Here is a 13,562-nt window from a genome sequence, read left to right on the forward strand (position 1 = left end):
CTTCGCTATACTTCTCCATAATCTCTTTAAAATCATCCTGTTGAATATTTTTGTTTCATCTCTCCACGCTTTTTCCTTAATTTCTCCACAATTGGCGAAAAGTTGTTTTTTACACTTTCATTGTTTTACCGTTGCTCTGACTAATTGACGATAAACCCCGTAAAGTTAATCTCGTCAACACGGCATAGCGCCGAAGAATAACTGAAAGTAAGGAAAGACATTATGCGTAAATTAACTGCACTGTTTGTTGCCTCTACCCTGGCTCTGGGCGCTACCAGCATGGCGTTCGCCGCCGATACCGCGACCACTACCGCCGCGCCGACGGAAGGCAAAATGATGATGCATCATAAAGGCAAGCCGGGTATGCACCATGAGATGATGATGTTTAAAGATCTGAACCTCACCGATGCGCAGAAGCAGCAGATCCGCGACATCATGAAAAGCCAGCGTGACCAGATGAAACGTCCTCCGCTGGAAGAGCGCCGCGCAATGCATGACATCATTGCCAGCGACAGCTTCGATAAAGCAAAAGCGGAAGCGCAGATCGACAAAATGGCCGAGCAGCATAAAGCGCGCATGCTGGCCCACATGGAAACTCAGAACAAGATTTACAACATTCTGACGCCGGAACAGAAAAAGCAATTTAATGCCAATTTTGAGAAGCGTCTGACAGAACGTGCAGCGCCGGAAGGTAAAATGCCTGCACCAACCGAATAATCGGTTCACTCTCTTAAGACCGCCGGGCTCCTGTCTACAAAAGCGAAAACGCTGTGGACAGGACCGGCGGTTTTTCTTTTATCCCATCCCTAAGGTCTGGCCTGACTGCTGCCGATAATACGTCTGTGAAAATGCCCTGGCGCACGGTGCGTCCTTCAGGAGTGGTCATGGAATTCTTTGATATCCGTAAAATGCCGGTCAGTCTCTGGCGTAATGGTGCGGGTGAGACGCGTGAGATTTGCTGTTTTCCTCCCGCGACGCGGGATTTTTTCTGGCGGGCCAGTATTGCCTCCATCGCCAGTAACGGCGAATTTTCCGCATTCCCGGGCGTTGACCGGGTGATTACGCTGCTGGAGGGCGGCGAGGTGACCCTGGATGCAGGCAGGGCGTTTTGTCATACCCTGAAGCATCATCAGCCTTACCGATTTGCGGGCGATCTGGCGGTGAAAGCCGTGCTCACTGAGGGGCAGATGTCGATGGACTTCAACATCATGACCCGACGGGACTGCTGTCAGGCAAAGGTGCGCGTTGCTACCCGGACGTTCACTACCTTCGCTTCACGCGGTGGGGTGGCCTTCGTATTAAGTGGCGCCTGGCAACTGGGCGACAAATTACTGACCGCCGATCAGGGCGCCAGCTGGGAAGCGGGCAGTCATACCCTCCGTTTACTGGAAACGAAGGGGTCGCTGCTGTTCAGTGAAATTACCTGGCTGCCGGGTCATTGAGGACGATGATCTCATATTTTCCGGTTAACAGTGGCTTGCAGAGAATTTTGTAACCATCCTGATCGAACCCGGCAGGGGTGCGCAGCAGGGCGGTAGCGTCATCCAGATTTTCAACGGCGCCAAGCCAGAGCCAGTTGCGGATGATGTGATAGTGCGTCATCCCATCGCGGGTTTCTTTCAGCGCCACCGCGCCTTCCCACGGCCAGCAGTTAACGCTGATAGAGGCCAGGCCAGCCATAAACCGGGCATGATGTTCTTCAACGCTCTCTTTTCCACAGCACGCCCCGGCGCAGCGTTTCAGCGCGGAGCGGAAACAGGCGCGACCGCGGGTGGTGGCTTCCAGTCCTAACAGGCCGTAACAAAGCTGTAATTCATCAGCCAGGGATTGCAGGGTTTGCAGTGCGGCACGTTTATTGGCAAACAGACCGTAAAGATTGGGTTCATGCGAAAAATCCACTTCCCGGGCATAAACGACCTGCGGTTTTCCTGCGTTAATCTGTAAGGAACACAGCTGGCGGTTGCGGCGCAGGCGTTTGTTAAACAGCGGCTGCTGTTCCTTGATGAGCCGGGCTTCGAGCAGAAGCGCGCCCAGTTCGCCTGCCGTCTCGATCCAGGTGATCCGCCGGGACTGCCTGAGCATCGATGCTTCATCCGGCGTACGCAGGTGCGACATCACCCGGCTGCGGATATTCACGCTTTTGCCGATATAGAGCGGCATGGTGTCGCTGTCGCCGTGGAAGAAATAGACGCCAGGCTGTTTAGGCAGTGCCTCAAGCCAGGGGCGAAGATGCTCGGGATATTCGTAGATAGCCGCCGCTTCGAACTCAAGACGCGGGGCGGATTGACGCCTGCTCACATACTGCTCCATATACTGTTCAGGCATACAGTGTAGCAGGTGTTTGGTGGTTAAAAAAGAGCCGGGTGGCGGCTACGCCTTACCCGGCCTGCAAAGCGGAGTTACCGTTTTGCTTTTACTTTTTCCAGAAATCATCAAACACCGTAATGGGCGGACGGCGCTTATGCTCGGTTTTCAGATACCAGCCTTCGATAATTTTAGCGGTACCTTCGTCGAGCGTTTTGCCTTCCAGATAATCATCGATGTTGTCATACGTAACGCCCAGCGCGGCTTCATCCGGCAGGGAAGGGCGATCGTCCTCCAGGTCCGCCGTTGGCGCCTTCTTATACAGGTGCTCCGGGCAGCCCAATGCCGCCAGCAGTTGCTTACCCTGACGCTTGTTCAGGCGGAAGAGGGGGTTGATATCCGTGCCGCCATCGCCGTATTTGGTAAAGAAGCCGGTGATGGCTTCCGCGGCGTGGTCAGTGCCGACGACGACCCCTTTGGTCATCCCTGCGATACTGTACTGCGCTTTCATGCGCTCACGGGCTTTCTCGTTGCCGCGGACAAAATCGCTCAGTTCAATACCGGCTTCACGCAGGGCCTGCTCGCTGGCCAGTACCGAACCTTTGATGTTTACGGTAAGAACACGGTCCGGCTGAATAAACGCAATCGCATCCTGACAGTCCTGCTCGTCGGCCTGCACGCCATACGGCAGACGTACGGCAATAAATTGCAGCGCGATGTCACCGGTCTCGTCACGCAGCTCGGAGATGGCCATCTGGCTCAGCTTACCGGCCAGAGTGGAATCCTGACCGCCGCTGATGCCCAGCACCAGCGTCTTCAGGAAAGGGTGTGCAGACAGGTAAGCTTTCAAAAAATCAACGCTACGACGGATCTCTTCATTGGCATCAATCGCAGGTTTCGCGCCCAGCGCCTTAATAATTTCTTGTTGCAGAGCCATTACGCCCTCCCTATGCAGAACCAAACAGAAAGTGTGATCTGTTAAAACTAACCCTTTGTCGGGGAAACGACAAGGATCACAGTTTTGAGTGTACTGTTTTACAGCGATTTAGCAGCTTACCGTTGTTTTATTAGAATTTTCCGAAATTCGTCTGGCGTAACTCGCAAAGTTGAACAATAGTAATTTTTATCCCATGCTTAGTTAACACGCTGATAAACAAGAGGACGGAATATGAACAAGAACGTAGCAGGAATTTTAAGCGCAGCGGCGGTACTGACTATGCTGGCAGGGTGTACAGCTTACGATCGCACTAAAGATCAGTTCACACAGCCAGTGGTAAAAGACGTCAAAAAAGGCATGACGCGTTCCCAGGTTGCAGCCATTGCCGGTAAACCTTCTTCAGAAGTCACTATGATCCACGCGCGTGGTACCTGCCAGACCTATATTCTGGGTCAACGTGATGGTAAGGCAGAGACCTACTTTGTCGCCCTGGATGATACGGGTCACGTGATCAATTCTGGTTACCAGACCTGTGCCGAATACGACACCGACCCACAGGCACCTAAGGCACAGTAAGCATGCTTGCCTGAGAGTGCTAACAAACCGGCCTGAAGGCCGGTTTTTTTATGCATACGTAAATCTTATTTCTTGGCGCGAATTATTTGCCTGAAATGTGAAGGTAGTCAACAAGCCAGGTCAATGAGAGACAATTTCAGTCTATCCAGAATTATCCCCTCCCTGTACCATTGCGTATACTCACTTCAACGACAAACAATGTTCAGCACACTGCCCGTCAGCCAGGATAGCGAGTCGAGTGATAGCGCGACGGCGGGTAGCCAAACAAGAGGGAAGTTATCATGGAAAAGAAACATATCTATCTGTTCTGCTCTGCGGGCATGTCCACTTCGCTGCTGGTTTCCAAAATGCGCGCGCAGGCCGAAAAGTATGAAGTCCCTGTGGTGATTGAGGCGTTTCCGGAAACGCTGGCGGGCGAGAAGGGCCAGACAGCAGACGTTATTTTACTCGGGCCGCAAATCGCTTATATGCTGCCAGAAATTCAACGTCTGCTACCCAATAAGCCGGTCGAAGTGATCGATTCCGTTTTATACGGCAAGATTGATGGTTTAGGTGTATTAAAAGCTGCCGTTGCGGCGATTAAAAAAGCTGCTAATTAATTTTTTATTTTTCCCGTCAAAGAGTTATTTCACACACAATACGCCGTAACGGTCGTTGCGGCATTTAAGGGTATTTTCCTATGAGTAAAGTCATCGCTTCACTTGAAAAGGTACTCCTTCCTTTTGCTGTTAAAATAGGAAAGCAGCCTCACGTTAATGCCATTAAGAACGGCTTTATTAAATTAATGCCGTTGACATTAGCCGGGGCAATGTTCGTTTTAATTAACAACGTTTTTCTGAGCTTTGGAGAAGGTTCCTTTTTTTATTCATTAGGAATTAGGTTAGATGCTTCAACTATTGAAACCCTTAATGGTTTAAAAGCCATTGGCGGCAACGTATACAACGGTACGTTGGGTATTATGTCGCTAATGGCGCCTTTCTTTATCGGAATGGCGCTGGCGGAAGAGCGTAAAGTTGATCCGCTGGCGGCAGGCTTACTGTCCATTGCCGCGTTCATGACCGTCACACCGTACAGCGTGGGTGACGCTTACGCCGTTGGCGCAAACTGGCTGGGTGGGGCAAACATCATTTCCGGTATTATTATCGGGCTGGTGGTGGCCGAAATGTTCACCTTCATTATTCGCCGTAACTGGGTTATCCGCTTGCCGGATAGCGTTCCGGCCTCCGTTTCTCGTTCATTTTCCGCGTTGATTCCGGGCTTCATTATTCTCTCCATCATGGGGATTATTGCCTGGGCGCTCTCTCACTGGGGAACTAACTTCCACCAGATCATTATGGACTCTATCTCAACGCCGCTGGCGTCGATGGGTAGCGTGGTCGGTTGGGCGTATGTCATCTTTACCTCCCTGCTGTGGTTCTTCGGCGTGCATGGTTCACTGGCACTGGCGGCGCTGGACAGCGGTATTATGACCCCGTGGGCACTGGAAAACGTCGCGCTTTACCAGCAGTACGGCTCTGTCGATGCGGCGCTGGCGGCCGGTAAAACCTTCCATGTGTGGGCGAAGCCGATGCTTGACTCCTATATCTTCCTGGGCGGTACCGGGGCGACGTTGGGTCTGATCATCGCGGTCTTTATTGTCTCTCGCCGCGCCGACCATCGTCAGGTTGCGAAGCTGGCCCTGCCGTCAGGCATCTTCCAGATTAACGAGCCGATCCTGTTTGGTCTGCCAATTATCATGAACCCGGTGATGTTCATTCCCTTCATTCTGGTTCAACCGCTGCTGGCCGCGATTACGCTGACGGCGTACTACCTGGGCATTATCCCGCCGGTGACCAACATTGCGCCGTGGACGATGCCGGCTGGTCTGGGCGCGTTCTTCAACACCAACGGTAGCGTGGCGGCCTTCCTGCTGGCGATATTCAACCTCGGGATTGCAACCCTGCTCTACATGCCGTTCGTGGCGATTGCGAATAAGGCCGCAACGGTTATCGATGAAGAAGAGAGCGAAGAGGATATCGCCCTCGCACTGAAATTCTAAAATTGCACGGCGCGGGGTAACCCGCGCCAGCGTAAAGGAGCTTAAAGATGTTAGATTTAGAGAGTATCGTTGCCGAAGAAACCGCAGAGAACGATCTGGAAGAGGTGGTGATGGGCCTCATCATCAACTCCGGGCAGGCACGTAGCCTGGCGTATGCGGCGCTTAAGCAGGCTAAGCAGGGCGACTTCGTTGCCGCGAAAACCATGATGGAGCAGTCCCGTACGGCGTTAAACGAAGCGCATCTGGTGCAGACGAAGCTCATCGAAAGCGACCAGGGCGAAGGGAAGATGAAAGTGAGTCTGGTGCTGGTACATGCGCAGGATCATCTGATGACCTCCATGCTGGCACGCGAGTTGGTAGCGGAGCTCATCGAGCTTCACGAGAAGATGCAATAAATCAGTTGAAGTAGCAGGAGGTCAGCACGATGGAAATCAAAACCGCACATGAGCAACAGCTGTTTAATGGCAAAAATTTTCACGTGGTGATTTACAACAAAACGGAGAGCGCCAGCGGTCTGCACCAGCATGACTACTACGAGTTCACGATTGTTCTGACCGGCCGCTACTATCAGGAGATCAACGGTAAGCGCGTCCTGCTTGAGCGTGGCGATTTCGTCTTCCTGCCAATGGGATCTTATCACCAGAGCTTTTATGAGTTTGGTGCGACACGCATTCTGAACGTAGGGGTGAGCAGGCGTTTCTTCGAGAAGCACTATCTGCCGCTGGTGCCGTTCTGCTTTGTGGCGTCACAGGTGTATCGCGTTAAAAATGAGTTTATGACCTGGATTGAAACGGTTATCGCCTCGCTGAATTTCCGCGACAATGAATTTGATGAATTTATTGAAACCGTGACGTTCTACGTCATGAATCGCCTCCGCCATCACCGTGAAGAACAGCAGGTGGTGGATGATATTCCTCAGTGGCTGCGCAGTACCGTGGAGCTGATGCACGATAAAGGACAGTTCAGCGATAACGCCCTGGAGAATATGGTGGCGCTGTCGGGTAAATCGCAGGAATATTTGACGCGCGCCACGCAGCGTTATTACCGTAAAACGCCTGTGCAAATCATTAATGAAATCCGCATTAACTTTGCCAAAAAACAGCTGGAAATTACTAACTACTCTGTCACCGATATCGCTTACGAATCGGGTTACAGCAGCCCCAGCCTGTTTATTAAAACCTTTAAAAAATTGACTTCATTCACACCGAACAGTTACCGCAAAAATTTAACGGTAATTAATTAACTTTCGGCGGTTTATCCGCCAGGAACAGTGACGTAATGGCTTGCCCAAATAGCGGGAAGAGTACGCTATACCTTGCAGGCGATTAACCTGATACGCTAAGGGAGATATTATGCAACAGAAATTAAAAGTCGTAACCATTGGTGGCGGCAGCAGCTATACCCCGGAATTACTTGAAGGTTTCCTGAAACGGTATCATGAATTACCGGTCAGCGAATTATGGCTGGTGGATGTTGAAGAAGGTCAGGAGAAGCTGAATATTATTTTTGAACTGTGCAAACGCATGGTTGAAAAAGCGGGCGTGCCCTTAATCGTGCATAAAACGCTGGATCGCCGCCTGGCACTGAAAGATGCTGACTTCGTGACCACGCAGCTGCGCGTCGGCCAGCTGAAGGCGCGTGAGCTGGACGAGCGCATTCCGCTGAGCCACGGTTATCTGGGCCAGGAAACCAACGGGGCAGGTGGCCTGTTTAAAGGCCTGCGTACTATTCCGGTCATTTTTGACATCATTAAAGACGTGGAGGAGATCTGCCCGAACGCCTGGGTGATCAACTTTACCAACCCGGCCGGGATGGTCACCGAGGCAGTCTATCGCCACACCGGTTTCAAACGCTTTATCGGCGTCTGCAATATTCCGATTGGCATGAAGATGTTCATCCGCGATGTACTGGAACTGACCGATAACGATGATCTCTCCATTGATCTGTTCGGCCTGAATCACATGGTCTTTATCAAAGATGTGATAGTGAACGGGCAATCGCGCTTTGCGGAACTGCTCGACGGCGTCGCCTCTGGTCGCCTGACCGCGGCCTCGGTGAAAAACATTTTCGATCTGCCGTTCAGCGAAGGGCTGATCCGCTCCCTGAATCTGCTGCCGTGCTCGTATCTGCTCTACTACTTCAAGCAGAAAGAGATGCTGGCCATTGAAATGGGCGAATACTACAAAGGTGGCGCACGCGCTCAGGTTGTGCAGAAAGTAGAGAAGCAGCTGTTTGATTTGTATAAAGATCCGAACCTGAACGTCAAACCGAAAGAGCTGGAGCAGCGCGGCGGGGCATACTATTCGGATGCCGCGTGTGAAGTGATTAACGCCATTTACAATGACAAGCAGGCCGAGCACTATGTGAACGTTCCCCATCACGGGCACATCGACAATATCCCGGCAGACTGGGCCGTTGAGATGACCTGCATCCTTGGGCGCGAGGGTGCAAAACCGCATCCCCGCATTACCCACTTCGACGATAAGGTGATGGGCCTGATTCACACCATCAAAGGCTTTGAAGTGGCGGCGAGCAATGCGGCCCTGAGCGGCGAACTGAATGACGTGCTGCTGGCGCTGAACCTCAGCCCGCTGGTGCATTCTGACCGTGACGCTGAAAAACTCGCGAGTGAGATGATCCTGGCGCATGAAAAATGGCTGCCAAACTTTGCTGCAACGGTTGAGAAACTGAAACTCACACACCGTTAAGAGGAGGCGCGATGGAAAACCTGCTGATCGTCAATGCCGATGATTTTGGCCTGTCAAAAGGGCAGAACTACGGCATTATTGAAGCCTGTCGCCGGGGCGTCGTGACCTCTACAACAGCGCTCATCAACGGTGAGGCGGTGGAACATGCGGCGCAGTTAAGCCGTGAGCTGCCCGAGCTGGGCGTGGGCATGCACTTTGTGCTGACGCTTGGGTTGCCCCTTTCGCCAATGCCGGGCCTGACGCGCGACGGCCAGCTGGGGAAATGGATTTGGGAAATGGCGGAGCAGGACGCTCTGCCGCTCGATGAGATTGCCCGCGAGCTGGATTGCCAGTTTAACCGCTTTGTGGATGTGTTTGGCCGCGAGCCTACCCATATTGACAGCCATCATCATGTGCATATGATCCCGGCGATTTTCCCGCTTGTGGCAGAGTTTGCGCAACGTAGAGGCGTGGCGATGCGCATGGATCGTGAGGTGCGCGGATTGCCGGACGTCGCGATGACGTCAACGGAGGGGTTCAGCAGCGCATTTTATGGCGACGAGATCGACGAAGCGCTGTTCCTGAAGGTGCTGGATGAGTCCGCCGCGAAAGGGGAGCGCTCGCTTGAGGTAATGGCGCACCCGGCGTTTGTCGATAACATCGTACGTAAGAGCGCCTACTGCTGGCCGCGTCTGGCGGAACTGGATGTGCTGACGTCGGCGTCGTTGAAGTACGCGATTGCCGAGCGTGGATATCGGTTGGGAACTTTCGCGGATCTTTAAGATAAAGCCCGGTGGCGGCTTCGCCTTACCGGGCCTACAAAAGCAATCGAAATGTAGGCCGGGTAAGCGCAGCGCCACCCGGCTTTTTTTTACGCCGGTATCTGGTCAATCTTACTGCTGCGCGACCACACGCGGTGGGCGGCAAGCAGGTCAAACAACCGGGTCATAAACGCATCGTCAATGTTATCACCTTCGACAATGCCTTCTTCCCCTTGATCCGGTACCTTCAGCAGAGATTTAAACTTCCGCGCATCGCCTGCCAGGGCGATTGGCTTCAGGTGCTTATAGGCTTCCAGCAGATAATAGGCGGCATCACCGTTACCGAGCAGGCTCTCAACGTCGCCGCACGGCATAATCACCGCGTCAACCGTCAGCGACGGTGCCCCGGCGAAGGTCGCGGCAATTGGCAGGACAGAGCCATCGTCGGCTGTCACTTCACCCATGCGGGAGTAAAGCAGTTTGGCATGTACGCCCTGGGTTTTGAGCGCCTTCATGATCCCCAGCACGTCACTGGCGCGCGGTTTATCATTCAGCAGGATAGCCACTACGCGGCCTTTAATTGACCCGCCAGGTACCGCGTACAGGCTCAGGGACGGATCCTTCTTCAGCCCGTTCACGTCTTTTGGCGGTGCGGCATGGCATTGCTCGTCAGTCAGCGTGATGCCGAGATTATTCGCCACGCCCTGAGCAAGCTGGATATCAATATGCGCCAGATGGTCGACCACGCGCTCGCGAATGTAGGTACGCACCACTTTGCTCAGCTCAAAGCTGAAACCGCCGATAATGTGCTGCTGTTCAATCGGGGTCTGGCTGTTCCAGAACAGGCGAGGCTGAGCGTAATATTCGCCGAATGACGGGCTGCGCTCGCGAATTTTTGTTCCGTCCACGCGCTCCTGATACGACTCAAATCCGCCACGTTTTGGCCCCGGCGGGGTTTCACGCGGCCAGTTATCGTTAATGGAGTTTGGCTCGTAGTTCGCCGGGTTGGTATCGATATCCTGGCGATGCATCCCGTCACGCTGGAAGTTATGGTACGGGCAGGTCGGACGGTTGATAGGAATTTCGTGGAAGTTCGGTCCACCGAGACGGCTGATCTGCGTATCGGTGTAAGAGAACAGACGGCCCTGTAGCAGCGGATCGTTGGTGAAATCCAGCCCCGGCACAATATGGCCCGGGTGGAACGCAGCCTGCTCATTCTCCGCGAAGAAGTTATCCGGGTTGCGGTTAAGCACCATTTTGCCCACCAGCTGAACCGGCACCAGCTCTTCAGGAATAAGCTTGGTCGGGTCGAGCAGGTCGAAGTCGAATTTGAACTCGTCCTCTTCCGGGATCAGCTGTAACCCCAGCTCGTATTCCGGGAAATCACCGGCTTCAATGGATTCCCACAGTTCGCGACGGTGGAAGTCCGGATCGCGCCCGGTCAGCTTCTGTGCTTCATCCCACACCAGGGACGCTTTCCCCGCGACCGGTTTCCAGTGGAAACGCACAAACGTCGCTTTACCTTCAGCGTTAATCAGACGGAAGGTATGAATACCAAACCCTTCCATGGTGCGATAGCTGCGTGGGATCCCCCGGTCAGACATCGCCCACATCACGTTGTGAAGGGTTTCCGGTTGCAGGGAGACGTAGTCCCAGAAGGTGTCATGCGCACTTTGTCCCTGCGGTATGGCCCAGTGTGGCTCTGGTTTTACCGCATGGACAAAGTCAGGGAACTTATGCGCATCCTGAATGAAGAAAACCGGGGTGTTATTCCCGACGAGGTCGAAAATGCCCTCTTCGGTATAGAATTTGGTGGCGAAGCCGCGGATATCACGCACCGTATCGGCCGAACCCGCGCCGCCCTGTACGGTAGAGAAGCGCACAAATACCGGTGTGATTTTGTTCGGGTCGGAAAGGAAATCCGCCTTCGTGATCGCCTTCAGGCTCTTGTACGGCTGGAAATAGCCGTGCGCCGCGGAGCCGCGAGCGTGAACGATACGTTCAGGAATACGCTCATGGTCGAAATGGGTGATTTTTTCCCGCAGGATGAAATCTTCCAGCAGCGTCGGGCCGCGCGTTCCGGCGCGCAGGGAGTTCTGGTCATCGGCGATGCGCACGCCCTGATTGGTGGTCAGCGCATAGCCTTCACCCCCTTTGCGGTGCGGGTCGAGAGATTTTAACTTTTCGTTGTCCGCATCGGGTGACTTCATGCTTCCCGGTGCAGTAGGTTGCTCGCCCGGCGCGGACAGGCCCGGCGACGGTTTATGAGAGCCATCCGCAGGGGCGAGTGAGTCCATTCCCGGTTGAGATTCTTCGGTGCCATGAATAGGGGCTTGATGAGGTTTATCATTGTTCGACATTGCACGATTCTCCTTTGTTCGTTCCTGAAAACCCTATTAAGGATAGAACAATGTGATGAATTAGCAGGCGAACTAAGCGTTTTCAGATAAGTGATTAGCGAAAGGAGCCATCTGCCTCACGTCAGGCGCGACGGGTGGGGGGAGAATCGGCTATGATAGAAATTTCCTGCTTTAAGAATTTGCTTTAGTGAACCCGTCGCTTATGAAACCTCTTCGTCAACAAAACCGCCAGGTTATTAGCTATGTGCCCCGCGTTGAACCCGCGCCGCCTGACCATGCCCTGAAAGTGGATGGTTTTCGCGATGTCTGGATGTTACGGGGTAAATACGTTGCCTTCGTGCTGATTGGCGAGCACTTCCGTCGCTCCCCTGCGTTTACGGTGCCGGAATCGGCGCAGCGATGGGCTGTGCAGACCCGCCAGGATGAAGAGGTTGAAGAATAACAGCCATAAAAAAACCGCCCGCAGGCGGTTTTTTTATTTCAGCCGTGATTAACGATGGGCCAGTTCCGCATCTTCTTCACTGTCGAGAATCGTTTTGTCGGTCTGCTTCAGCCACTGGCTGGTCAGGGTACCGGCGGTCATTGAGCCACTCACGTTCAGGGCGGTACGCCCCATATCGATCAGCGGTTCAACAGAGATCAGCAGGGCAACCAGCGTCACCGGCAGTCCCAGCGCAGGCAGAACGATCAGCGCAGCGAAGGTCGCGCCGCCGCCCACGCCCGCAACACCGGCGGAGCTAATGGTCACGATACCCACCAGCGTCGCAATCCAGACCGGTTCCAGCGGGTTAATCCCCACGGTTGGGGCAACCATCACGGCCAGCATCGCCGGGTAGAGACCCGCACAGCCGTTCTGCCCGATGGTGGCGCCAAAGGAGGCCGAGAAGCTGGCGATAGACTCCGGTACGCCCAGACGACGGGTCTGTGCTTCCACGTTCAGCGGGATAGATGCCGCGCTGGAACGGCTGGTGAAGGCGAAGGTCAGCACCGGCCAGACTTTGCGGAAATATTTCAGCGGGCTAACGCCGTTCACGCCCAGCAGGATACCGTGCACCACAAACATAATGCCCAGCCCCAGATAAGAGGCGATCACAAAGCTGCCAAGCTTGATGATGTCTTGCAGGTTAGAGCCTGCCACGACTTTGGTCATCAGCGCCAGGACACCGTACGGCGTCAGCTGCATGACCAGACGCACCAGCTTCATCACCCAGCTTTGCAGGGTATCGATGGCTGTCAGAACGCGCTCGCCTTTCGGCGAATCGTCCTTCAGCAGCTTGAGCGCAGCCACGCCCAGGAATGCCGCGAAGATCACCACGCTGATAATGGAGGTTGGGCTTGCACCGGTCAGGTCAGCGAACGGGTTCTTCGGAATGAAGGAGAGCACCATCTGCGGAACGGTCAGATCGGCCACTTTACCCACGTAGTTGGTCTCAATCGCCGTCAGACGCGCGGTTTCAGCGCTACCCTGCACCAGACCTTCAGCAGTCAGGCCAAACAGATTGGTTACCAGCACACCCACCAGCGCCGCAATCAGCGTGGTGAAGAGCAGGGTACCAATGGTCAGGAAACTGATTTTACCCAGTTGAGAGGCATTATGCAGGCGGGCTACGGCGCTCAGAATAGAGGCGAATACCAGCGGCATAACGATCATTTGCAGCAGCTGTACATAGCCGTTACCGACAATGTTGAACCACTGAATGGAATCTTTCAGTACCGGGCTATCGGAGCCGTAAATGGCGTGTAAGGCCAGGCCAAACACCACGCCCATGACCAGACCGACCAGTACCTTTTTCGCCAGGCTCCACTGTTTGTGGCGAGCCTGGGCGAGAAGCAATAGCAATACGACGAACACAACAATGTTCGTGATGAGTGGAAAATTCATCCCCGTTCTCCTGATTT

The 13,562-nt window shown here is 53.9% G+C and carries 14 protein-coding genes; 10 read left to right on the forward strand and 4 right to left on the reverse strand.

Annotated features, from left to right (window positions below; translation table 11 throughout):
* Positions 1–222 precede the first annotated feature (222 nt).
* Together spy and ves are read left to right on the forward strand one after the other, a co-directional pair.
* Entirely contained in the window at positions 223–717 is a 495-nt protein-coding gene (spy, locus tag ACOTWU_RS03335) for an ATP-independent periplasmic protein-refolding chaperone Spy (protein ID WP_015570753.1), read from the forward strand.
* A 167-nt stretch (positions 718–884) separates the two neighbouring features.
* The gene (gene ves, locus ACOTWU_RS03340) at positions 885–1,442 is read left to right on the forward strand and encodes an environmental stress-induced protein Ves (protein WP_017384666.1); all 558 of its coding nucleotides are present in this window, start codon (positions 885–887) and stop codon (positions 1,440–1,442) included.
* Here the strand turns inward: ves and cho are convergent.
* Positions 1,420–2,298 (reverse strand): excinuclease Cho, encoded by an 879-nt coding sequence (gene cho, locus ACOTWU_RS03345; protein WP_063136382.1) that lies wholly within the window; start codon positions 2,296–2,298, stop codon positions 1,420–1,422. The two genes, ves and cho, sit on opposite strands and share 23 nt — an antisense overlap.
* 115 nt (positions 2,299–2,413) lie before the next feature.
* Positions 2,414–3,241, reverse strand: a complete 828-nt coding sequence (nadE, locus tag ACOTWU_RS03350; RefSeq protein WP_126498925.1) for an ammonia-dependent NAD(+) synthetase — start codon at positions 3,239–3,241, stop codon at positions 2,414–2,416.
* Positions 3,242–3,472: 231 nt separating this feature from the next.
* On the opposite strand from nadE, the gene osmE reads away from it, so the two are divergent.
* The 7 genes from osmE (at position 3,473) to chbG (ending at position 9,324) form a co-directional block, all read left to right on the forward strand.
* The gene (gene osmE / locus ACOTWU_RS03355; protein WP_003857836.1) at positions 3,473–3,817 is read left to right on the forward strand and encodes an osmotically-inducible lipoprotein OsmE; all 345 of its coding nucleotides are present in this window, start codon (positions 3,473–3,475) and stop codon (positions 3,815–3,817) included.
* A 281-nt stretch (positions 3,818–4,098) separates the two neighbouring features.
* Positions 4,099–4,416 (forward strand): PTS N,N'-diacetylchitobiose transporter subunit IIB, encoded by a 318-nt coding sequence (gene chbB / locus ACOTWU_RS03360; protein ID WP_015570750.1) that lies wholly within the window; start codon positions 4,099–4,101, stop codon positions 4,414–4,416.
* Positions 4,417–4,496: 80 nt separating this feature from the next.
* Positions 4,497–5,855: a PTS N,N'-diacetylchitobiose transporter subunit IIC gene (gene chbC, locus ACOTWU_RS03365; RefSeq protein WP_017384664.1), complete on the forward strand. Its 1,359-nt coding sequence runs from the start codon at positions 4,497–4,499 to the stop codon at positions 5,853–5,855.
* Positions 5,856–5,902: 47 nt separating this feature from the next.
* On the forward strand, positions 5,903–6,250 hold the full coding sequence (gene chbA, locus ACOTWU_RS03370) for a PTS N,N'-diacetylchitobiose transporter subunit IIA (protein WP_003857835.1): 348 nt from the start codon (positions 5,903–5,905) through the stop codon (positions 6,248–6,250).
* Between the two features lie 29 nt (positions 6,251–6,279).
* The gene (gene chbR, locus ACOTWU_RS03375; protein ID WP_017384663.1) at positions 6,280–7,098 is read left to right on the forward strand and encodes a transcriptional regulator ChbR; all 819 of its coding nucleotides are present in this window, start codon (positions 6,280–6,282) and stop codon (positions 7,096–7,098) included.
* Between the two features lie 109 nt (positions 7,099–7,207).
* On the forward strand, positions 7,208–8,563 hold the full coding sequence (locus ACOTWU_RS03380; protein ID WP_126498924.1) for a 6-phospho-beta-glucosidase: 1,356 nt from the start codon (positions 7,208–7,210) through the stop codon (positions 8,561–8,563).
* Positions 8,564–8,574: 11 nt separating this feature from the next.
* Entirely contained in the window at positions 8,575–9,324 is a 750-nt protein-coding gene (gene chbG, locus ACOTWU_RS03385) for a chitin disaccharide deacetylase (protein ID WP_126498923.1), read from the forward strand.
* 89 nt (positions 9,325–9,413) lie between these two features.
* Here the strand turns inward: chbG and katE are convergent, their stop codons facing one another.
* A complete protein-coding gene (gene katE, locus ACOTWU_RS03390; protein WP_017693594.1) occupies positions 9,414–11,663 on the reverse strand; it encodes a catalase HPII in 2,250 nt (749 codons plus the stop codon).
* 187 nt (positions 11,664–11,850) lie between these two features.
* On the opposite strand from katE, the gene cedA reads away from it, so the two are divergent.
* A complete protein-coding gene (cedA, locus tag ACOTWU_RS03395; RefSeq protein WP_071524159.1) occupies positions 11,851–12,105 on the forward strand; it encodes a cell division activator CedA in 255 nt (84 codons plus the stop codon).
* A gap of 48 nt (positions 12,106–12,153) precedes the next feature.
* Here cedA and tcyP read toward each other — a convergent pair whose 3' ends face one another.
* Entirely contained in the window at positions 12,154–13,545 is a 1,392-nt protein-coding gene (tcyP, locus tag ACOTWU_RS03400; protein WP_126498922.1) for a cystine/sulfocysteine:cation symporter, read from the reverse strand.
* Positions 13,546–13,562: the final 17 nt, after the last annotated feature.

The organism is Enterobacter cloacae complex sp. GYL001, assembly GCF_049237125.1.
Classification (GTDB): Bacteria; Pseudomonadota; Gammaproteobacteria; order Enterobacterales; family Enterobacteriaceae; genus Enterobacter; species Enterobacter hormaechei_C.

Excerpts from the sequence above, each read along its gene's own strand:
- spy (WP_015570753.1), top strand. The coding sequence starts at position 223 with ATGCGTAAATTAACTGCACTGTTTGTTGCCTCTACCCTGGCTCTGGGC.
- ves (WP_017384666.1), top strand. The coding sequence starts at position 885 with ATGGAATTCTTTGATATCCGTAAAATGCCGGTCAGTCTCTGGCGTAAT.
- nadE (WP_126498925.1), bottom strand. The coding sequence starts at position 3,241 with ATGGCTCTGCAACAAGAAATTATTAAGGCGCTGGGCGCGAAACCTGCG.
- osmE (WP_003857836.1), top strand. The coding sequence starts at position 3,473 with ATGAACAAGAACGTAGCAGGAATTTTAAGCGCAGCGGCGGTACTGACT.
- chbB (WP_015570750.1), top strand. The coding sequence starts at position 4,099 with ATGGAAAAGAAACATATCTATCTGTTCTGCTCTGCGGGCATGTCCACT.
- chbC (WP_017384664.1), top strand. The coding sequence starts at position 4,497 with ATGAGTAAAGTCATCGCTTCACTTGAAAAGGTACTCCTTCCTTTTGCT.
- chbA (WP_003857835.1), top strand. The coding sequence starts at position 5,903 with ATGTTAGATTTAGAGAGTATCGTTGCCGAAGAAACCGCAGAGAACGAT.
- chbR (WP_017384663.1), top strand. The coding sequence starts at position 6,280 with ATGGAAATCAAAACCGCACATGAGCAACAGCTGTTTAATGGCAAAAAT.
- ACOTWU_RS03380 (WP_126498924.1), top strand. The coding sequence starts at position 7,208 with ATGCAACAGAAATTAAAAGTCGTAACCATTGGTGGCGGCAGCAGCTAT.
- chbG (WP_126498923.1), top strand. The coding sequence starts at position 8,575 with ATGGAAAACCTGCTGATCGTCAATGCCGATGATTTTGGCCTGTCAAAA.
- katE (WP_017693594.1), bottom strand. The coding sequence starts at position 11,663 with ATGTCGAACAATGATAAACCTCATCAAGCCCCTATTCATGGCACCGAA.
- tcyP (WP_126498922.1), bottom strand. The coding sequence starts at position 13,545 with ATGAATTTTCCACTCATCACGAACATTGTTGTGTTCGTCGTATTGCTA.